General features: G+C 69.1%; 20 protein-coding genes and 1 riboswitch. Of the genes, 10 read left to right on the top strand and 10 right to left on the bottom strand.

The genetic code is table 11. The annotated features are described in order from the left end of the window. Positions 1–8: 8 nt before the first annotated feature. From FB157_RS12380 to FB157_RS12360, 5 genes are all read right to left on the bottom strand, one after another. The gene (locus FB157_RS12380) at positions 9–491 is read right to left on the bottom strand and encodes an NUDIX domain-containing protein (protein ID WP_145878908.1); all 483 of its coding nucleotides are present in this window, start codon (positions 489–491) and stop codon (positions 9–11) included. Positions 492–575: 84 nt separating this feature from the next. Further along, complete coding sequence (locus FB157_RS12375; RefSeq protein ID WP_145878906.1) at positions 576–1,481, bottom strand: LysR family transcriptional regulator; 906 nt, start codon at positions 1,479–1,481, stop codon at positions 576–578. A gap of 217 nt (positions 1,482–1,698) precedes the next feature. Then, positions 1,699–2,847: a cystathionine gamma-lyase gene (locus tag FB157_RS12370; RefSeq protein WP_145878904.1), complete on the bottom strand. Its 1,149-nt coding sequence runs from the start codon at positions 2,845–2,847 to the stop codon at positions 1,699–1,701. After that, entirely contained in the window at positions 2,844–3,353 is a 510-nt protein-coding gene (locus tag FB157_RS12365; RefSeq protein WP_145878902.1) for a low molecular weight protein-tyrosine-phosphatase, read from the bottom strand. The genes FB157_RS12370 and FB157_RS12365 overlap by 4 nt, the downstream gene beginning before the upstream one ends. Positions 3,354–3,360: 7 nt before the next feature. Then, positions 3,361–3,738, bottom strand: a complete 378-nt coding sequence (locus FB157_RS12360) for a phage holin family protein (RefSeq protein WP_145878901.1) — start codon at positions 3,736–3,738, stop codon at positions 3,361–3,363. 60 nt (positions 3,739–3,798) lie between these two features. Between FB157_RS12360 and FB157_RS12355 the strand changes: the two genes are divergently transcribed. The 4 genes from FB157_RS12355 (at position 3,799) to FB157_RS12340 (ending at position 6,146) form a co-directional block, all read left to right on the top strand. Beyond that, the gene (locus FB157_RS12355; RefSeq protein ID WP_094218692.1) at positions 3,799–4,116 is read left to right on the top strand and encodes a cupin domain-containing protein; all 318 of its coding nucleotides are present in this window, start codon (positions 3,799–3,801) and stop codon (positions 4,114–4,116) included. Between the two features lie 166 nt (positions 4,117–4,282). Then, positions 4,283–4,495 (top strand): DUF5326 family protein, encoded by a 213-nt coding sequence (locus FB157_RS12350; RefSeq protein ID WP_145878899.1) that lies wholly within the window; start codon positions 4,283–4,285, stop codon positions 4,493–4,495. A 200-nt stretch (positions 4,496–4,695) separates the two neighbouring features. Continuing rightward, positions 4,696–5,610, top strand: coding sequence for an IclR family transcriptional regulator (locus tag FB157_RS12345; protein WP_398946564.1), 915 nt, complete (start codon positions 4,696–4,698; stop codon positions 5,608–5,610). Between the two features lie 98 nt (positions 5,611–5,708). After that, complete coding sequence (locus FB157_RS12340; RefSeq protein ID WP_145878897.1) at positions 5,709–6,146, top strand: SsgA family sporulation/cell division regulator; 438 nt, start codon at positions 5,709–5,711, stop codon at positions 6,144–6,146. Between the two features lie 95 nt (positions 6,147–6,241). Here FB157_RS12340 and FB157_RS12335 read toward each other — a convergent pair whose 3' ends face one another. Next, a complete protein-coding gene (locus FB157_RS12335; RefSeq protein WP_186581472.1) occupies positions 6,242–7,693 on the bottom strand; it encodes a YibE/F family protein in 1,452 nt (483 codons plus the stop codon). A 71-nt stretch (positions 7,694–7,764) separates the two neighbouring features. Further along, positions 7,765–7,938: riboswitch (TPP riboswitch) on the top strand. On the opposite strand from FB157_RS12335, the gene thiC reads away from it, so the two are divergent. The 3 genes from thiC to FB157_RS12320 all read left to right on the top strand — a co-directional run bounded on the left by thiC (position 7,931) and on the right by FB157_RS12320 (position 11,959). Beyond that, positions 7,931–9,715, top strand: coding sequence for a phosphomethylpyrimidine synthase ThiC (gene thiC, locus FB157_RS12330; RefSeq protein ID WP_145878895.1), 1,785 nt, complete (start codon positions 7,931–7,933; stop codon positions 9,713–9,715). (Overlaps the previous riboswitch by 8 nt.) Positions 9,716–9,795: 80 nt before the next feature. Beyond that, complete coding sequence (locus FB157_RS12325; protein WP_145878893.1) at positions 9,796–10,803, top strand: hypothetical protein; 1,008 nt, start codon at positions 9,796–9,798, stop codon at positions 10,801–10,803. A 52-nt stretch (positions 10,804–10,855) separates the two neighbouring features. Continuing rightward, entirely contained in the window at positions 10,856–11,959 is a 1,104-nt protein-coding gene (locus FB157_RS12320) for a hypothetical protein (RefSeq protein ID WP_145878891.1), read from the top strand. A gap of 47 nt (positions 11,960–12,006) precedes the next feature. Here the strand turns inward: FB157_RS12320 and FB157_RS12315 are convergent, their stop codons facing one another. The 3 genes from FB157_RS12315 to FB157_RS12305 form a co-directional block, all read right to left on the bottom strand. After that, positions 12,007–12,870 (bottom strand): hypothetical protein, encoded by an 864-nt coding sequence (locus tag FB157_RS12315; protein ID WP_145878889.1) that lies wholly within the window; start codon positions 12,868–12,870, stop codon positions 12,007–12,009. 182 nt (positions 12,871–13,052) lie between these two features. Then, a complete protein-coding gene (locus FB157_RS12310; protein ID WP_145878886.1) occupies positions 13,053–14,129 on the bottom strand; it encodes a metallophosphoesterase in 1,077 nt (358 codons plus the stop codon). Positions 14,130–14,521: 392 nt separating this feature from the next. Beyond that, the gene (locus tag FB157_RS12305; RefSeq protein ID WP_145878884.1) at positions 14,522–15,634 is read right to left on the bottom strand and encodes a LacI family DNA-binding transcriptional regulator; all 1,113 of its coding nucleotides are present in this window, start codon (positions 15,632–15,634) and stop codon (positions 14,522–14,524) included. A 430-nt stretch (positions 15,635–16,064) separates the two neighbouring features. Between FB157_RS12305 and hisC the strand changes: the two genes are divergently transcribed. Continuing rightward, positions 16,065–17,144, top strand: coding sequence for a histidinol-phosphate transaminase (gene hisC, locus FB157_RS12300; RefSeq protein WP_145878882.1), 1,080 nt, complete (start codon positions 16,065–16,067; stop codon positions 17,142–17,144). A 74-nt stretch (positions 17,145–17,218) separates the two neighbouring features. Here hisC and FB157_RS12295 read toward each other — a convergent pair whose 3' ends face one another. Next, positions 17,219–17,593 (bottom strand): cyclophilin-like fold protein, encoded by a 375-nt coding sequence (locus FB157_RS12295; protein WP_145878880.1) that lies wholly within the window; start codon positions 17,591–17,593, stop codon positions 17,219–17,221. Between the two features lie 210 nt (positions 17,594–17,803). Between FB157_RS12295 and FB157_RS12290 the strand changes: the two genes are divergently transcribed. Continuing rightward, positions 17,804–19,312, top strand: coding sequence for a cytochrome ubiquinol oxidase subunit I (locus tag FB157_RS12290; RefSeq protein ID WP_145878878.1), 1,509 nt, complete (start codon positions 17,804–17,806; stop codon positions 19,310–19,312). Positions 19,313–19,327: 15 nt separating this feature from the next. Next, on the top strand, positions 19,328–20,338 hold the full coding sequence (gene cydB, locus FB157_RS12285; protein WP_145878875.1) for a cytochrome d ubiquinol oxidase subunit II: 1,011 nt from the start codon (positions 19,328–19,330) through the stop codon (positions 20,336–20,338). Positions 20,339–20,374: the final 36 nt, after the last annotated feature.

Here is a 20,374-nt window from a genome sequence, read left to right as displayed (position 1 = left end):
CCGGCCGGCTATCCGAGGTCGGGGGCGTGCATGGCGCGGACGCCCTCGATGTTGCCGTCGAGGTAGTGCCGCAGCGACAGCGGCACGAGGTGGACGGAGGCGATGCCGACCCGGGTGAACGGGACACGGACGATCTCGTACTCGCCCGCCGGCTCGTCCACTTCGGGGCCGTGTCGCAGCGACGGGTCCATGGACTCCAGCCGGCAGACGAAGAAGTGCTGGACCTTCACGCCGGTCGAGCCGCCGTCCTCGCCGATGTGCTCCACGGTGTCCACGAAGCAGGGCACGACGTCGGTGATCTTGGCGCCGAGCTCTTCGTACACCTCGCGGTGCAGGGCGTCGACGACGGTCGGGTCCGCGGCCTCGACCCCGCCACCGGGAGTGACCCAGTAGGGATCGACACCGGGCTTGGTGCGCTTGATCAGGATCAGGTCGTCACCGTCCAGAAGAACAGCACGGGCGGTGCGCTTGACCACGGGTCGGACGGTCATGGGAGAAATGTGGCCCGGCTGGTTCCACGTGAAACATCCCAGAGCGCCACCATCCGAACGCACCGCGTAAAACCCGGGGCAGGCTCAGCCCCAGCCCGTGGCTGCCCGCAGAAGCCACTCGTGCGCCCGAGCGACGTGCGGCATGGCGAGGGTGCCCGTGCGCACCGCCAGGAAGTAGGTGCGCAGCGGTGGCACCGCGGGGTCGTGCAGCGTCACGATCTCCCCTCGCTCGAGGCCGGGGGTGCACAGATAGCGGGGCAGCACCGCCAGTCCGGCGCCCGCGGTCGCACAGGCGAGCACCGCGCGCAGATCGGGGACGATGACCGTGCCGGACGCGGCCGGGCGCGAGTCGAAGACGGAGGCCCAGTAGCGCGACACGAACGGCAGAGACTCGTGGACCTCGACGACCGGGAGGTTCTCCAGAGCGGGCGCCCCTTTGAGGCGCAGCGCTCCGGGGCCGATCTGCTCGGCCCAGCGGGGGGCGGCGACCAGCGTGTGCTCCTCGTCGCAGAGCGCGGTGGCGGTCAGGAGGGCGCCGCGCGGCCGGACCGTACTGATGGCCAGGTCATGGTGTCCGGCGGCCAGCCCCTCCAGCGTTTCCTCCGCGGTGCCGAAGGAGGCACGCAGGGCGAAACCCTGGCCGTCGTCGCCGGTCAGCTCCGTCAGGACAGGAAGCGCGCGTTCGGCGGTGAACTCCGGCGGCCCGGCGAGATGCAGCGTCCGCAACGAGGACTCGTCGTCCAGGCCGCTCTCCGCTATCTCCACCAGGGCGTCGAGGTGCGGCGCGGCCTTGTGGGCGAGTTCGTCGCCGATGGTCGTCGGTGTCACCCCGCGGGCCTGCCGCAGGAACAGGGGGCGGCCCAACTGCCTTTCCAAGGTGCGGATCTGCGAGGTGACGGCCGGCTGGGATAGGCCCAGCAGGGCAGCGGCGCGGGTGAAGGAACCGGCCCGGTGCACGGTGACGAACGTGCGCAGCAAGGCCAGGTCCATGGCACGCCCTTCCCTCTCCCTGCCCTTCTCCGGCCCCCGAGGCAGGCACCAACTATAAATAAGTCGATAGGTCTCTGTCGCTACCGTGATTGGACACTGACAGAGAGTCAACTAGCCTTGTTCGCGCGGTTCTTCGCGCACAGAACCGAAGGCGGTCCGAGCCACGAGGGGGGAGGCTCGGACCGCCGCAGACCAGGCCCGACGGCCCCTGATCCGGTCAGTCGGCGGACTCGTCCAGGGCCCGCAGCACATCCGCCACCAGGTCCTCGGGATCCTCGGCGCCGACGGACATGCGGATGAAGCCCTCCGGGACGGGGTCTCCGCCCCAGCGGCCGCGGCGTTCGGCCGTGGAGCGCACACCGCCGAAGCTCGTCGCGTCCTCGACCAGGTGCAGTGCCTCGAGGAAACGCTCGGCACGCGCGCGTGTGGGCAGCGTGAAGGAGACCACGCAGCCGTAGCGGCGCATCTGCTGGGCGGCGACCTTGTGCGCGGGGTCTCCGGGCAGCCCCGGATGGCGCAGCCCGGAGATCTCGGGCCGCTGCCGCAGGGCCTCGGCGACCGCGAGAGCCGTCGCGTTCTGCCGGTCGGCGCGCAGCTGGAGGGTGGCGATGGAACGGTGCGCGAGCCAGGCCTCCATGGGTCCCGAGATCGCGCCGACGATCTTGCGCCATCGGCGTACGGCAGCCATCGCCTCGGCGTCGCGACCGGTGACGTAGCCCAGCAGCAGATCACCGTGCCCGGTCAGCTGCTTGGTGCCGCTGGCCACGGAGAAGTCGGCGCCCAGCTCCAGCGGGCGTTGACCGAGCGGGGTGGCGAGGGTGTTGTCGACGGCCACCAGGGCGCCCTGCGCGTGTGCCGCCCGGGCCAGCCGCCGGATGTCACACACGTCGAGACCCGGGTTCGACGGCGACTCGATCCACAGCAGCCGCGCGCCGTCGAGGACCTCCAGCTGGGCGTCGCCGCCGGTGGGCGCGGTGCGCACCTCGATGCCGTAGGCCTCCAGCTGTGCGCGGACCAGCGGCAGCGCCTGGTAGCCGTCGGAGGGCAGGACGACCGCGTCCCCGGCGCGCAGCTGGGAGAACAGCACCGAGGAGATCGCGGCCATGCCGGAGGCGAACACCAGCGTCTCGACGTCGTCCTGTCCCGGCGCCTCCAGCTCCCCGATGGCGCGCTCCAGCAGGGTCCAGGTGGGGTTGTCGTCCCGGCCGTAGGCGTACGGTCCGGTCACCTCGCCCGGCAGGTGGAAGTGCGCGGCGAACACCGGTCCGGGCAGCGTCGGCTCGTGCTTGACGGGCTCGGGGAGGCCGGCCCGTACCGCCCGCGTGCCGTCGCCGACGCGGTCCGGGCCCTTGCCGGTGTCGCTCATGCGGCGCGTCCCTCCAGATGCTCCCGTACGGCGGCGAGCAGACCGGTGCTCGCCGCCTCCACCATCTCCAGGCACTCCTCGAAGCCGTCCCGGCCCCCGTAGTAGGGGTCGGGCACGTCGAGGTCTTCGTCGGCCGATCCGGAAGGGGCGAGCGAAAGGGCGTACGCGCGCAGCAGGCGTACCTTGCGGGCGTCCTCCTCGGTGGGCGCGAGGCGGCGCAGGGCCTTGAGATGACCGGTGTCGAGGGCGATCACCAGGTCGAGGCGGTCGAACCAGGAGGGCTGGAACTGCCGTGCGACGTGCTCGGTGCCGTAGCCGTGCTCGTCGAGGACCGAGACGGTCCGCGGGTCGGCGGCATCCCCCTCGTGCCAGCCGCCGGTGCCGGCGCTCTCGATCTCCACCAGGTCCGCGAGGCCGGCCTCGTCGACGCGCGCACGGAAGACGGACTCGGCCATCGGGGAACGGCAGATGTTGCCGGTGCACACGAAACAGACGCGGTAGGTCATGGCGGGCTCAGTCCTCGTCGGGCAGGACGAGGTTCAGCGCCCACGAGACGACGGAGATGATCAGGCCGCCGAGCACGGCCGTCCAGAACCCCTCCACGTGGAAGCTGAGGTCGAGCTTGCCGCACACCCAGGAGGTCAGCAGCAGCATCAGCGCGTTGACGATCAGGGTGATCAACCCGAGGGTGAGGATGAACAGCGGGAAGGTGAGCACCTTCAAGATCGGCTTGACCAGGAAGTTCACCAGGCCGAAGACCAGCGCGACCACGATCAGCGTGCCGGCCTTCTTGGCCGTGCTGTCACCCGTGAGGGTGATCTTGTCGAGCAGCCACACGGCGACCGCCAGGGCGCCCGCGTTGGCGATCGTCTTGACTACGAAATTCTTCATGTGTCTGATCGTGGCAGACCAGATCGACGGCGAGCAGTGGGGCGAGGGCGGCAAACGGCGATGAAGGCATTCCGGCTGGACGAACTGGAGGCGGAGCGCGCCGCCAACGAAGGGGCCTACCTGCAGTTTCTGCGCGAACGTCACATGTCGGTCGGCCTGTACGCCCTCAACGCGGGCGAACACGACCCGCAGCGGCCGCACAACCAGGACGAGGTCTACTTCGTCGTCAGCGGCCGCGCATCGATCACCGTCGGCGAGGAGACCACCCAGGTGGCCCGGGGCAGCGTGGTCTACGTGCCGGCCGGCGTCGCCCACAAGTTCCACCACATCAGCGAGGATCTGCGGGTTCTGGTGGTCTTCTCTCCGCCTGAGGCCTGAGCCCGGCCCTCGGGGTTCCCTAGGGGGAGGGTCAGGGGAGGACAAGGGGTGCGAGGCCCCCGCGGGACCCACTGGCGGCCCTAGCATCGAGTGCAGACATCGAGAGCTGCGTCCACGACAGCGCGCAGTACGCCGTGGCCGCACCGGAACGCAAAGGACGAGGGCAATGCGAGAGATCTTCGCGGGGCTGCCGTGGTGGGTGAAGTGGGTCGCGGTGCCGGTCATCGCCCTGGTGGTCTTCGGCAGCCTGATCGCGACCGTGGTCGGCTTCGTGATCGGCCTGCTCTTCAAGGCGCTGATCTTCGTCGCCCTGGTCGGTGGACTGATCTACGTCGTGCGCAAGTTCATGTCGAACTCCTCGTCGCGCAGCGACTGGTGAGGGGAGCGGGAGCCGGTGACCGGTAACGGAAATCACCGGTTCCCTCGGGCGAGGGAAGTTTCCCCGGCAGGCCGTCTGCACGCGGTGGCGGGCGGTTAGAGTCCGGAACCCCACGCGGGGCCGGGCCCCGCGGGCGGCGTACACCCCCACCCGTGCTTCCCCGCACGGGTTGCCCCACCCTCGCGCTACGGGAGTGACCCTTGGCCACGGTTGACACCGCACCGGCAGAACCCCACACACCCCTCGCCCCGCCGCACTCCTGCACACCCCCGCTGCAGCGGCCGCCCTCGGCGGGCGTCCCGGGACAGCCACGCGCCGCGTCCCTGCCCGGACCCCCGCACCCCCCGGACGTTCCGGGGCAACCGTCCGCCGCGACCCTCATCGGATCCGTGCAGCGCGCGATGCGCCTGCTGGAGACCGTCGCGGCGCACGAGTACGGCGCCCCCGCCAAGCAGCTCGCCCGCGAGACCGGCCTCGCCCTGCCCACGACCTATCACCTGTTGCGCACCCTGGTGCACGAGGGTTATCTGCGCCGCCAGAAAGGGCTGTTCTTCCTAGGCGACGCGGCCGAGCGGCTGAGCAGCAGCGGAGCGCAGCAGAAACGTCGCAGCACGGTGGCCGACACCCTGGCGCACTGGCGCGATTCCATCGGTGTGCCGGTGTACTACGCGATGTACCGGGAGGGCGAGATCGAGGTCATGTGCGTCGCCGACTCGCGGGAGGCCCCGGCGGTCGAGGAGTGGGCCGACTTCCGCGAGACGGGGCACGCGCACGCGATCGGCCAGTGTCTGCTCTCCCAGCTCGACGAGGACGCCCGCCGGGACCACCTGGCCCGCTATCCGGCGCAGTCCATCACCCCGTACACCGTGCGTGACAACCATGCCCTGCTGCGCCGGCTGGCCCGGATGCCGCGGATGGAGCCGGTGGTGGAGCGTCAGGAGTACGCCCTGGGCACGGTGTGCGCGGCGATTCCCATCACGGTCGGCACCACGGCGGCCACGATGGCCATCTCGCTCCCCGCCCACCAGGCCGACCGTCTCCTGCCCGCCGCACAGCGGTTGCAGGCCGAGATCGGACGCCATCTGGGCGCGTTGATGCCCTCTATCAGTATCTGAAAACTCACTCCTTGTGATCTGTTGTGTACTTTCAGCAAGATCTGAGTACGGTCGAGGGATCAATCCCGGCCAGTCGATGTCATTTGACGGGGTAGGCGATGCGTGAATCCGTACAAGCAGAAGTCATGATGAGCTTTCTCGTGTCGGAGGAGCTCTCCTTCCGCATTCCGGTGGAGTTGCGCTACGAGACCTTTGATCCCTACGCGGTGCGGCTGACCTTCCATCTGCCCGGTGATGCCCCGGTGACCTGGGCCTTCGGCCGCGAACTGCTGATCGACGGAGTCGGACGGCCGTGCGGCGAGGGAGACGTGCACATCGCGCCCGTCGACTCGGAGGTGCTGGGCGAGGTGCTGATCCGGCTTCAGGTCGGCGGCGACCAGGCCCTGTTCCGTTCCTCGGCTCCGCCGCTCGTGGCATTCCTCGACCGCACGGACAAGCTCGTGCCGCTCGGGCAGGAGGGAGCGCTGGCCGACTTCGACGCCCACCTCGACGAGGCCCTGGACCGCATCCTGGCCGAGGAACAGAGCGCCGGCTGAGGCGTTGCGGCAACGGGGCGACCAACGCAGCTGAACGCCGCGTACAGCTGTGCAGGAACGCTTCTTCAGTGAGTTCCGGCCTTCGCCGGGCTCCCTCACCGCTTCCGGCGCCGGCCCCTGCCGCCGCCGCGCGCCGGAGCGGGCTGCGCTCCGGCGGGGGCCGCCGCTTCCGGTGCCGGCCGGTCGGCCGACACCACCAGGGCGGCGAGCGCTGTGGTGACCGGGACGGAGGCGACCAGTCCGATCGAACCCACCAGCGTGCGCACGATCTCCTCGGCCACCAGCTCGCTGTTGGCGACCGTGCCCACGCTGCTCTGCGCGATCGAGAACAACAACAGCAGCGGCAGCGCGGCGCCGGCGTAGGCGAGTACGAGGGTGTTGACCACCGAGGCGATGTGGTCGCGTCCGATCCGGATACCCGCCCGGTACAGCCCGCGCCAGCCCATCGCCGGATTGGCCTCGTGCAGTTCCCAGACCGCCGACGTCTGGGTCACCGTCACATCGTCCAGGACACCCAGCGAACCGATGATGACGCCGGCCAGCAGCAGACCGCTCATGTCGATCGACGGGTACAAGCCGTGGATCAGACCGGTGCTGTCGTCCGTGTTGCCGGTGAGCGCGGCCCAGTCGATGAACTCGGAGCCGAGGATGCCGATCAGCAGCAGGGAAGCCAGTGTGCCGAGCACCGCCACCGAGGTACGGGCCGACAGCCCATGGCACATGTAGAGCGCGATGAGCATGATCGCGCTGGCCCCGACGACGGCCACCAGCAGCGGATTCGAGCCCTGCAGGATCGCGGGCAGGATGAAGAGCGTCAGCACCAGGAAGCTCACGGCCAGTGCGACCAGCGCCATGACACCGCGCAGCCGGCCCACCACCACGACGGCGAGCGCGAAGATCCCCGCGAGCAGCGCCATCGGGACCTTACGGTTCACATCGGTGACGGAGTACTGCAGGTCCTTCGGCGCCGAGGGCTCGTAGGCGACCACGACCTTCTCGCCCTCGCGCAACTGCCGTGACTGGTCCGGCTGCACGATCTCGGTGAACGTACGGCCCTGGTCGTTGCCAGTGTCGACGCGGACCGTCGCCTTCCTGCAGGTGCCTTTCGCCTGCTGCTGGGCCGGGTTGCCGCCGGCGGTGGAGGCATCGCCGGTCGAGGCACCCCCGGAGGCGTTCACCGACTTGCAGCTCACCTCGACCACCTTGGTGACCGTGGCCTGCTGTGTCTGGCGGTCGAAACCGACGCCCGTGCGCTCGTGCGCCGGGGCTCCCCCGGGCCAGAGCACCGCCAGGCCGACGACGACCGCGGCCGCGAACGGGATCAGGACCGCCGCGATGACCTTGCGCAGATGCTTCGAGACGGGCGCGGCGGGTCCGTGGCTGTGGCTGTGCCCGTGCGAGTGACCGGTGCCGGTGCCCGGGCCGTGCTGGTGCCCCTGCCTGTGCCTGTGGCCGTGGCCGTCATGGCCGTGTTCGCCGCCCTGTTCGGAGCCGCCGCCGCGCGGTGGTTCGGAGGGCGGGTACGGGTACTGCTCCAAGGTGGTCACCGCCAGATCATCGCAAGAACGCCAGGGGCCCTCTGTTCACCGCGCCCGAATTGACGCTAGCGTGGAGGCACCTTTGCACACGCGGGAGCTCGGAGCACCGGGCTGAGAGGGCGCTGACCTCCGTATTCGCGATGTTTCACGTGGAACGTGGTTTCACGGGAAACATCGGCAGACGGAAATCGCTGCGTCGACCGCCGAACCTGTTACCGGGTAATGCCGGCGTAGGGAGTAGGTCTCATGACCAACAAGGACGCACGCACGCCTGCCTCCGTTCAGGACGAGAAGTCCCAGGAGGCCGGGAAGTCCATCGGCTGGCACAAGGCGTATGTCGAGGGCACCCGCCCCGACCTGCGCGTGCCGGTCCGCCAGGTGCACCTCACCAACGGACAGTCGGTCACGCTGTACGACACATCAGGCCCGTACACCGATCCACTCGTCGACACCGACGTCCGCAGGGGCCTGTCGCCGCTGCGGGAGAACTGGATCATCGCCCGCGGCGACACCGAGGAGTACGCCGGCCGTCCCGTCCGCCCCGAGGACGACGGGATCAAGCACACCTCACCGCGCGGCGGACTGCGCAACCTGGACGCGGTCTTCCCCGGACGTCCGCGTCAGCCGCGCCGGGGCCGTGACGGCACGGCGGTCACGCAGCTCGCGTACGCCCGCCGCGGCGAGATCACGCCCGAGATGGAGTTCGTGGCCGTCCGGGAGAACGTCTCCCCCGAGGTGGTCCGCGAGGAGATCGCGGCAGGCCGCGCGGTGCTGCCGGCCAACGTCAACCACCCGGAGATCGAGCCGATGATCATCGGCAAGCGGTTCCTGGTGAAGGTCAACGCCAACATCGGCAACTCCGCGGTCACGTCCTCCATCGAGGAGGAGGTCGAGAAGATGACCTGGGCGACCCGCTGGGGCGCCGACACGGTCATGGACCTCTCCACCGGCCGGAACATCCACACCACTCGTGAGTGGGTGCTGCGCAACTCCCCCGTTCCCATCGGCACGGTGCCGCTCTACCAGGCGCTGGAGAAGGTCGACGGCAGGGCCGAGGAACTGACCTGGGAGATCTACAAGGACACGGTCATCGAGCAGGCCGAGCAGGGCGTGGACTACATGACCGTCCACGCGGGAGTGCGCCTGCCGTACGTGCCGCTCACCGCCAACCGCAAGACCGGCATCGTCTCGCGCGGTGGCTCGATCATGGCCGCGTGGTGCCTCGCGCACCACAAGGAGTCGTTCCTGTACGAGAACTTCGAGGAGCTCTGCGAGATCCTCGCCGCCTACGACGTCACGTACTCGCTCGGTGACGGTCTCCGGCCGGGCTCGATCGCGGATGCCAACGACGAGGCGCAGTTCGCGGAGCTGCGGACGCTCGGTGAACTCAACCGCATCGCCAAGCGTTTCAACGTACAGACCATGATCGAGGGCCCGGGGCACGTCCCGATGCACAAGATCAAGGAGAACATCGACCTCCAGCAGGAGATCTGCGATGAGGCTCCGTTCTATACGCTCGGCCCGCTGACCACGGACGTCGCCCCGGCGTACGACCACATCACCTCCGGCATCGGCGCCGCGATGATCGCCTGGTGGGGCACGGCGATGCTCTGCTACGTCACGCCCAAGGAGCACCTGGGCCTGCCCAACCGTGACGACGTCAAGACCGGCGTCATCACCTACAAGATCGCCGCCCACGCGGCCGACCTCGCCAAGGGGCACCCCGGCGCGCAGGAGTGGGACGACGCGTTGTCCGACGCCCGCTTCGAGTTCCGGTGGGAGGACCAGTTCAACCTCGCCCTGGACCCGGACACGGCACGGGAGTTCCATGACGAGACGCTGCCGGCCGAGCCCGCCAAGACGGCTCACTTCTGCTCCATGTGCGGGCCGAAGTTCTGCAGCATGAAGATCTCGCAGGACATCCGCCGCGAACACGGCGGTACCAAGTCCGAGATCGAAGAGGGCATGGCACAGAAGTCGAAGGAGTTCGCGGCCGCGGGCAACCGGGTGTACCTGCCGCTGGCGGACTGACGCACGCGGGTGGGCGCTGCTCTTCGGGTCCGATGCCCGGAGAGCAGCGTCGGCGCCGGTCGGTGAGAAGGGGGTTGGGGATGAGGCCTGTTGTGTTGCTGGAGACGACGGCTCCGGCACAGTCGCTGGTCTGGCAGGGCGACAGTCTGGTTGACCTGGTGGGCGGCCGAGTCTGGAACCCGGCCGACGGGGAGCACCGGACGGTCACGGGTTACGGACCTGCGTTCGACAGAAGCGTCGTCTCCTCCTCCGGCCGTCACAGCGTCGTCTACGCCGAGCGCGGGACCAGGGCTCTGCTGGTCCAGGGATCGCGCGTCGTCCGTGAGCTGACGCGCAGCCCCTATCACGCCGAAGACTTCGATTACCCCGTCGCGCTGGGAGTTCTGCCGGACGGGCGAGAGATCCTGGTCCACTGCCCGGAGGAGTACAACGTCCTCCACGTCGAGGAGGCGGAGTCGGGCAAGTGCCTCACTTCGGGTCCACGCGGAGACAGGGACGTCTTCCACTCCCGGCTGTCGGTGAGCCAGGACGGCAGGCATCTGCTCGTGGCCGGCTGGGTGTGGCATCCGTACGGCATTGCCGAGGTCTTCGATCTGGAAGCCACGGTGACGGACCCGGCCGCACTGGACGGGCCCGGAGTGCTGCCGATGGAGCCGGGCATCGACGCCGAGGTGGAGTCGGCGTGCTGGCTCGACGGCGATCGCCTGGTGGTCGCGACCGGCGAGGAATTCCTCGATGACGAAGAGCTGCCCGCTCTGGGGCCCAGGGAGCTGGGTGTCTGGTCCCTGGCCGAGCGTCGCTGGATGCACCGGAGCAGGGTCGATTTCACGATCGGCACGCTGCTCGCGGAAGGCGGCAGAGTCGTCTCGCTGCATGGGCATCCCCGACTGATCGACGTCACCACCGGCGTCGTACTGGCGGAATGGCCGGAGGTGGCTGTGGCACGCAGGGAAGGAGCCTACGGGGTCACCCATGTCCCGACCCCGGTCGCGGCGCTGCATCCCGACGGCACTCGCCTGGCAGTTGCCCAGACGGGAAGCATCGCGGTCATCCGGCTGCCGGATCCCGGCGAGGGACAGGCACCGTAACGGAAGGAACACGTTGCTGCCCGGGGCACACAAGATCCCTAAGGTCTCCCGTGTGGGTGGGATCGATGTTGCCAACGGGGTCGTCGGTGCGGTCATCGGCATGCTGTTCGCGGTGCTGTTCCAACAGCCTTTGCAGGACGCGTGGTTCCGGATACGCAGACGCTCGGCGAGTGCGCTGCGGAGCCTGCGGAGCAGGGAGGAGTCGGGACCGGCGTGGCGGACATTCTCGCTCGGGCCCCTGCAGACCTCGGCACTGATCGTGGAGGGAGACGGGGAGACCCCGATCCCGACGGAGACGATCTTCGTGCACGTGCTCGACGAAGATGTCCGGCTCCCGGCGGACATGGAGCCCTGGCGGGACGAGATAGCCACCGAGAGCGAACGCCTGCGCGCCGAGGGACGTACCCCTCTGTGGAACGGGCCGCGTTATGCGGTCGAGTCGTTCGACATCTCCCGCACGTCGCTGGACGAGACGCCGGAGGTGCATCTGCGACTGCGGCCGACCGACTACTACACGTTCCTGGCGGCTCAGCAGCTCGACCGCCGGCTGCCGGACGGTGCGACCCCCCGGTCGAGATACCTGGATCCCGAGCAGCCCCTGGCCGCTCCCGCGTTCCTCCAGTGCAGCTTCGCCGTCAACGTCGCCGTGGTCACCGCCGACGACATGCTCGTGGTGAGCCGTCGCAGCGAGCGGGTCAGGATGGCGCCCGGCGTGTGGAACTCCTCGGTCAACGAAGGCCTGTCCCGGCACATCGACTCGTCGGGGCGGAGCGCGCCGGACCTGCACGCGGTGTGCCGTCGGGGGATGCGCGAGGAACTGGCCCTGGAGGCGCACGAGTACTCACTCGACCTTCTGGCCTTCGTCCTGGACGTCGACAAGCGCCATTGGAGCGGTCACTACTTCGCCAGGCTCAAGGAACTGAGGAGTTCCGATCTCCAGGCGCGGATGAGCAGGGGCGTGGCGGACCGCTGGGAGCACCAGACGATCGACTACGTGCCCTTCCGTCCGGCGCCCGTCATCAAATATCTGCTCCGGGAGGACCGCATCCACCGCTGGGCGCCGCTGGCGCCCGCGTTGTTCCACCTCGCTCTCGTGCACGCCTACAGCCGCACGTCCGTCGAACGCGTCGAGGCGCAGATCGTCCGACGGCTGTAGCAGGATCCGGTCCGCTTGAGGCGTGTGCCCCGGGCGGGGCAGACGCCTCACTCCGGCTGGTGTTCCGGGCCGCCGAAGTCGGGGCTCGTGTAGTCGGGGCTGGTGAAGCTCGGGCGGTCGGAGGCGGAGCCGTCGTCGGGGCTGCTGAAGCCGGGGCGGCCGTAACCGAGGCGCGGCATGCGGCCGGTAGGGGCCGGCGGGGCCGCGGGGTGCAGGGCTGCCGTGCCGGGCTGGGCGAGCGCGTCCCGCAGGAACGGCAGTATGCCGCGCTCCAGCAGGGCCTCCCGCCAGGCCTCTCTGGCCCTGGACACCTCCTCGCTCGCCGCGTCGTGGGTCCCGGCTTCCGCCGCGGCGCTGTTGCGCAGGGCGGTGAGCAGCAGTCCGACCGCGGCGACGAGGATCGAGGCCGCGGCCACGGCGCCGAACACCCAGCCCGCGGTGAGCATGGTCTGGGCGAAGGCCTGACCGGGGGCCAGCATTCTCAGGATGTAGCCGACGAGCAGGAAGATCGCCGCGGCCGTCCCGGCGAGGACAGGGGCCAGCACCGCGATCACGGCGATGGCGCCCGCCCCGGTCGTCTCGGCGGCCTCGCCGAGGCTGGTGGCGAGCCCCATCGCGTCCGCACCCGGTTCGGCGGAACCGGAATCGCGGGCGGCCGAGGGGGTGGACGGCGCCGGATGGCGCAGTTCCTCGCGGACCTTCACGTAGTGCTGGTACTCGGCCGCCACGGCCGCCGTGATGAGCGCGGTGGCGTTGAGGGCCATGGTGCGCAGCTGTTCGGGGTTCAGCCGCTGTCCGACAGCGGCCAGTTCCGGTCGGTTTGGTGCGGAGCGCAGCGCCTCATCGAGGATCCGCTCGAATTCCTGGCGGTCCTCGTTCAGCAGGTGCTGCGGAACGCTGTTCATGTGCATCCCCCGATGCTCCGTAGGGCTTGTGGCTCGCACGCCGGCGAGCCGTCGGGCAGAAACGGAGGGGAGCCTGCTACGGATAAGCCGATGGTAGAGCCGTGACGGCACGCGGTGACAGGGGGTTGCCGGAAATTGCGTGCCGACCTGCGCTCATACGGTATGGGGCGCATCTGCCCCGCGAACGCTCAGCTGTCCAGGGGAAGTTGCTGGACCAGCAGTTTTCCGGCCATGGTCACACCGCCGTCCATGGCGATGGCGAGTCCCTCGGCGTAGACGTGCGGTCCCTCGACGACGGGGTCGTCGCTCTCCTCGCCGTCCTCGGACCCGACCTCGCCGAGCAGATACGGAATGGGGCTGTGGCCGTGAACGATGCGGGTGCCGCCGTACGTGTCGAGCAGGGAGCGTACGGCGTCGGCGCCGCCCTCGTCGCGGAACGAGAAGCGCTTGGTGAACTTCCGGAACAGGTCCCAGCACTCGTCCGCGTCGTTGCGCGTGAGCGTCTCGCGGACGGTGTCGTTGACGGCCTCGATCGAGTCGCCGTAGTCGAGGTAAGCGGTGGTGTCGGAGTGCACGAGCAGGTAGCCGTCGACCTCCTCGACGGCGTCGAGGCGGGCCATCCACTGCAGGTGGTGGTCCTGGAGCCGGTCCATGTCGGTCTTCTGGCCGCCGTTGAGCAGCCAGGCCGCCTGGAAGGTCGCGGTGCCCGCGCCGGAGTTGACCGGGGTGTCGCCGAACCGCTTGGCGCCTAGCAGCAGCAGCTCGTGGTTGCCCATGAGGGCCTTGCAGTAGCCGCCGGCCGCGGCCGCCTCGGCTGACAGTCGCATCACCAGGTCGATCACCCCGATGCCGTCCGGGCCGCGGTCGGTGAAGTCGCCGAGGAACCACAGCCGGGCGGTGCCCGCGCACCACTGGCCGGAGGCGTCGATGAGCCCCTTCTCCTGCAGGGCGGCCAGCAGCTCGTCCAGGTAGCCGTGGACGTCACCGACGACGTACAGCGCGCCGGGGCCGGCCGTGGCCTCCGCGGCGGGGGCTGCGGGGGCCGGTTCCACGGAGACCTGGAGCGTGTCGCCGCGGTTGATGACGGGCAGGTCGCGCTGGGTGGGCGTGTAGCCCTCGGGGTAGGCCTCGTCCACGGACGGGAGGGTGTCGCCGGACTGGGCATGGACGTACGGACCGGTCTCGTGGACGTACGCGGGTACCCGGAAGTCGCGCAACGTCGCCGTCCGCTCCACCTCGGGTCCCTGACCGGCCCCCTGAGTCATCAGACCCCTCCACCATCGCGCCGCAGCTGCACCGCTTCGGACTGCCTGGTCGCAGCGGCCCGCGGTGTCGTGGGCCCATCATAGGAATGCGCGTCGCGCCGTGTGATGACCCAGGGGTGGTGAATCGGAGCAAGACTCCAGTTCGCCGCGGCTTTCGCCCCGTTTGGGCAGGGGTTCGACCGGCTGCCGGTCCGCACCGGTCCGCACCGGTCGCACGGCTGGACGGTCGACCGACCCGTTTCGGGCGACAGAGCCGCGGAGCGGCGTGCAGCGAGGCGGCCGCGGTGGCCGAGGCGTGGTGGGCCGGAGTCGGCTCCCCCTGAGTCTGCCCGGTCCCCCGAGCCGACCGCAGCGGGTGAGCCGACCGCGGTCACCCGCCTGCGATCCCCCCGCTATCCCTCTTCCGGGGTCCGCGGCGGGCTGACGGTCGTGCGTGGGGGACGCCGCTGGGACGAGGTACGCACGATCAGCTCCGTCGGTATCACCTGCTCGACGGGATGGTCCGACTCGACGCCCTCGATGGCGTCGATGAGGAGCTGGACCACCGCGGTGCCGATCCGCCGCGGCTTCAGGGAGAGCGTGGTGATGGGCGGCTCGGTGCTGGCGTACACCGTGGACTCGCTGCAGCACACCAGCAGCAGGTCGTCCGGGACGCGCAGGCCGTAGCGGCGGGCGGCGGCGAGCAGATCGGTGCCGTTGGGGTCGAAGAGGCCGTAGACGGCGTCAGGGCGGTCGGGGCGGGCGAGCAGCCGGTCGGCGGCGACTGCGCCCGCGCACGGGTCGTGCGCCGGGTAGGCCTCGTAGACCGGGTCCTGGCCGACGCGCTCGCACCAGCTCAGGTAGGCCGTGGTCGACAGATGGGTGTACGTGTCCGTCGTCGTGCCCGTGAGCAGGCCGATCCGGCGGGCGCCCGCGTCGGCGAGGTGGTCCAGGATGCCGAGGACGGCGGCCTCGTGGTCGTTGTCGACCCAGGCGGTGACCGGGAGCGAGCCGGCCGGGCGGCCGTCGGAGACGACCGGCAGCCCCTGCCGGACGAGTTCGCTGACCACCGGGTCCTGGTCGGAGGGGTCGATGACGACCGTGCCGTCCAGGGCCACGTTCGACCACACGTCGTGGCGGGAGGTCGCGGGCAGGATGACCAGGGCGTAGCCACGGGCGAGCGCCGCCGAGGTGGCGGCCCGCGCCATCTCGGCGAAGTACGCGAACTCCGTGAAGGTGAAAGGTTCATCCCCGTACGTCGTCACGGTCAGGCCGATCAGACCCGACTTGCCGGTACGGAGGGTGCGGGCGGCGGCCGAGGGGCGGTATCCCAGCCGGTCGGCGACCTCGCGGACGTGGCGCCGGGTGGCATCCGGGAGCCGGCCCTTCCCGTTGAGGGCGTCGGACACGGTCGTGATGGAGACCCCGGCGGCGGCGGCCACGTCTCTGATGCCCGCCCGGCCCGGCCGACTGCCTCGACGTGAGGTTTCCGCGCGGCTCACCTGGTGCTTCCCTGCTGCTGTCATGGCGAGCCGATAGTAGGGCTCATGCGGTGGGGTAGTGCGGACGCATATGCACGCATTGACAGGTACGTTTCTGCATGGTCATAAAGGGCCAACTTCCTTGGAAAGAAAGGAAGTTGGGGGCTCTGATGGTAAGACCTGACGTGTCGACGCGCATGAGCCTGCCAAGTGCTCGATGTCTCGAAGAGGTCTCAACTCACCTGCACGGGTGATGCGCGCCACGGCGCGAGCCACCGGCGCGTAGATATATGTGCGGCGCGCCCCCCCGATACGTACGCCTTCGTCTGGTGATGCCCCTGATGCCGGTGGGGCCTATGAGGTTCGCGTCTTCGTGCCCCGCATCTGTTCGCAGGGAGGCCGAATCCTCATAAGGTGTGGAGTATTGAAAGCCGGCGGCGTCGACGGTCCGCCGGTGGTCGCGAGGAGGACTGCGGTGAGCGAGATGAGCCCGAAGCTGCGCGCCGAGCTGGAGGGTATCCCCACCTACAAGCCGGGCAAGCCCGCCGCGGCCGGCGGGCCGGTCGCCTACAAGCTCTCCTCCAACGAGAATCCGTATCCGCCGCTGCCCGGCGTGATGGAGAGCGTGACCGCGGCTGCCTCCAGCTTCAACCGTTACCCGGACATGGCCTGCACGGGCCTGATGAACGAGCTGTCGGAGCGCTTCGGTGTCCCGCTCTCCCACCTGGCCACCGGCACCGGCTCGGTGGGTGTCGCCCAGCAGCTGATCCAGGCCACCAGCGGCCCCGGCGACGAGGTGATCTACGCCTGGCGGTCCTTCGAGGCGTACCCGATCATCACGCAGATCAGCGGCGCCCGGTCGGTGCAGGTGCCGCTCACTCCGGGCGATGTGCACGATCTGGACGCGATGGCGGAGGCGATCACCGACCGGACGCGTCTGATCTTCGTCTGCAACCCGAACAACCCGACCGGCACGGTGGTCCGTCGCGCGGAGCTGGAGCGGTTCCTCGACCGGGTGCCCGGCGATGTGCTGGTGGTGCTGGACGAGGCCTACCGGGAGTTCATCCGCGACCCCGAGGTGCCCGACGGCGTCGAGCTGTACCGGAACCGCCCCAACGTCTGTGTCCTGCGTACGTTCTCGAAGGCCTACGGACTCGCTGGGCTGCGCGTCGGTTTTGCGATCGCGCACGACCCGGTGGCGGCGGCGCTGCGCAAGACGGCGGTGCCCTTCGGTGTCAGCCAGCTCGCGCAGGAGGCGGCGATCGCCTCGCTGCGGGCCGAGGACGAGCTGCTGGGCAGGGTCGGCTCGCTGGTGTGCGAGCGCACGCGCGTGGTCGACTCGCTGCGCGCCCAGGGCTGGACGGTCCCGGAGACCCAGGCCAACTTCGTGTGGCTGCGGCTGGGGGAGCGCACGGTCGCGTTCGCGGCGGCCTGTGAGGAGCACGGTGTGGTGGTCCGGCCGTTCCCGGGCGAGGGTGTGCGGGTGACGATCGGCGAGACCGAGGCGAACGACATCTTCCTGAAGGTGGCGGAAGCGTTCCACAAGGAGATCTGAGCGGGCTCCGCAGGGAGTGCCGAAGCGGTTCCGGGTGGGCCTCGCGTGTGCGGGGCCTACTCGTCTTTCAGCGCCTATTCGTGGATCAGTTCCACGCGTACGGGGTCGCCGTCCCGCACGGTCGCCAGGACCGCGGCGTCCCCGTCCAGGCGTCCCAGGACGTTGCACGGGCTCGCGAGCCGGCACTCGTCGCCTCGTGAGATGGGCGTGGGCCCGTAGGGGAGTGCGAGAGCGTCGCCGTCCGTCCAGAAGGCCACCGTGCCCGGCTCCACGACCTGCCGGGCGTCCGTTTCACGTGAAACGGTGATGCCTGTGTCGAAATACACCTCCTCGCCCCAGGTGCGGGCGGCTGAGGCGAGCGGCAGGGCCTTGCCGAGGGCCAGGGTGGTCGGTGTGTCGTCGAGGGTCGCGGTGATGTTGCCCGCGGGCCAGGAGATCCGTATCTGCATGGCGCGCAATTCAACAAGATGTTGAAGTCCCTGCCAAGACCTTGACGGTGCGGCGAAGGGGGGGACCCCCCGTTGGTTGCCGAAAATCAGTAGGTCATAATGGCTTGTGAATGTGAACGCGTTCACAAGCGCATCCCGTTTGCTCCTCTATGTGCGTGACAAGAGGGGCAAACCGCCGCAGTACCACGGCGTAGTAAGGAGAGTGACGACGTGGACCTGGCTCTGGCGCCGGAGACACTGGCGCGATGGCAGTTCGGCATCACCACCGTCTACCACTTCCTGTTCGTCCCCCTGACGATCTCCCTGGCCGCCCTCACGGCCGGGCTCCAGACGGCCTGGGTGCGCACGGAGAAGGAGAAGTACCTCAGGGCCACGAAGTTCTGGGGCAAGCTCTTCCTGATCAACATCGCGATGGGTGTGGTCACCGGCATCGTGCAGGAGTTCCAGTTCGGCATGAACTGGTCGGACTACTCACGCTTCGTCGGTGACGTCTTCGGCGCCCCGCTCGCCTTCGAGGCCCTGATCGCGTTCTTCTTCGAGTCCACCTTCATCGGACTGTGGATCTTCGGCTGGGACAAGCTGCCCAAGAAGATCCACCTGGCCTGCATCTGGATGGTCTCGATCGGCACGATCCTGTCGGCGTACTTCATCCTGGCGGCCAACTCCTGGATGCAGCACCCTGTCGGCTACCGGATCAACAAGGTGAAGGGCCGGGCCGAGCTCACGGACTTCTGGCACGTCCTGACCCAGAACACCGCGCTCAGTCAGGCCTTCCACACCCTCTCCGCGGCCTTCCTGACCGGCGGCGCCTTCATGGTCGGCATCTCCGCCTACCACCTGACCCGTAAGCGGCACATCCGCGAGATGAAGACCTCGCTGCGGCTGGGTCTGATCACGGTGGTCATCGCCGGCCTGCTCACCGCGGTCAGCGGTGACGTGCTCGGCAAGGTCATGTTCAAGCAGCAGCCCATGAAGATGGCTGCCGCCGAGGCGCTGTGGGACGGCCAGAAGCCGGCACCGTTCTCGATCTTCGCCTACGGAGACGTCGAGAAGAGCCACAACACCGTGGCGATAGAGATCCCGGGCCTGCTGTCCTTCCTCGCCAACGACGACTTCACCTCGTACGTCCCCGGTATCAACGACGTCAACAAGGCCGAGCAGCAGAAGTTCGGGCCCGGCGACTACCGGCCCAACATCCCGGTGGCCTTCTGGGGCTTCCGCTGGATGATCGGCTTCGGCATGGCCTCCTTCGCCATCGGCCTCGCCGGACTGTGGCTCACCCGGAAGAAGTTCATGCTGCCGCAGCACCTGAGGGTCGGTGACGACGAGGTGCCGCACCTGGTGCTGTTCCGGAGCAAGGCGCTCGGCCCGACGCTGACCATCTGGTACTGGCGCATCGCGATCTGGACCCTGGCCTTCCCTCTGATCGCCAACTCCTGGGGCTGGATCTTCACCGAGATGGGCCGTCAGCCGTGGGTCGTCTACGGCGTCCTGCAGACCCGGGACGCGGTCTCCCCCGGTGTCTCCCAGGGGGAGGTCCTCACCTCGATGATCGTCTTCACCGCGCTGTACGCGATCCTCGCCGTCGTCGAGGTCAAGCTGCTGGTGAAGTACGTCAAGGCCGGCCCGCCCGAGCTGACCGAGGCCGACCTCAACCCGCCCACGAAGATCGGCGGCGACACCCGTGACGCCGACAAGCCGATGGCCTTCTCGTACTAGGCCGGGGGAACAGTCATGGAACTTCACGACGTCTGGTTCGTCCTCATCGCCGTCCTGTGGACCGGCTACTTCTTCCTGGAGGGCTTCGACTTCGGGATCGGCATCCTCACCAAGCTGCTCGCCCGGAACCGGCCCGAGCGCCGAGTACTGATCAACACCATCGGGCCCGTCTGGGACGGCAACGAGGTGTGGCTGCTCACGGCGGGAGGTGCGACCTTCGCCGCCTTCCCGGATTGGTACGCGACCCTCTTCTCCGGCTTCTATCTGCCGCTGCTGGTCATCCTGGTCTGCCTGATCGTCCGGGGTGTGGCCTTCGAGTACCGGGCGAAGCGACCCGAGGAGAACTGGCAGCGCAACTGGGAGACGGCCATCTTCTGGACCTCGCTCATCCCGGCGTTCCTGTGGGGCGTGGCCTTCGGGAACATCGTGCGGGGGGTGAAGATCGACCAGCACTTCGAGTACGTCGGCAGCGTCGGCGACCTGCTCAACCCCTACGCCCTGCTCGGCGGCATGGTGACGCTCACGCTCTTCACCTTCCACGGGGCGGTCTTCACGACGCTGAAGACCGTCGGGGACATCCGGCTGCGGGCACGGAAGCTGGCGCTGTGGGTCGGTCTCGTGACGGCTGCCCTGGCGCTCGCCTTCCTGCTGTGGACGCAGGCCGACCACGGTGACGGCAAGAGCCTGGTCGCCCTGATCGTGGCGGTCGCCGCCCTGGTGGCAGCTCTGGTGGCCAATCAGACGGGGCGCGAGGGATGGGCGTTCGCGCTGTCCGGCGTGACCATCGTGGCGTCGGTGGCGATGCTCTTCCTGTCACTCTTCCCGAACGTCATGCCGTCCACGCTCAACGGGGACTGGAGCCTGACGGTCACCAACGCCTCGTCGAGCCCGTACACCCTGAAGATCATGACGTGGTGCGCGGCCATCGCCACACCGCTCGTCCTGCTCTACCAGAGCTGGACCTACTGGGTGTTCCGCAAGCGGATCGGCACGCAGCACATCGCTCCTGACGCTGCCGCACACTGAGTCCGCCGAGGGTGTGTTTCACGTGAAACACACCCT

This window comes from Streptomyces sp. BK340 (assembly GCF_007827595.1).
Taxonomy (GTDB): domain Bacteria; phylum Actinomycetota; class Actinomycetes; order Streptomycetales; family Streptomycetaceae; genus Streptomyces.
The sequence above is the reverse complement of the archived record's forward strand: the minus strand, read 5'-3'. Positions and strand labels throughout refer to the sequence as shown.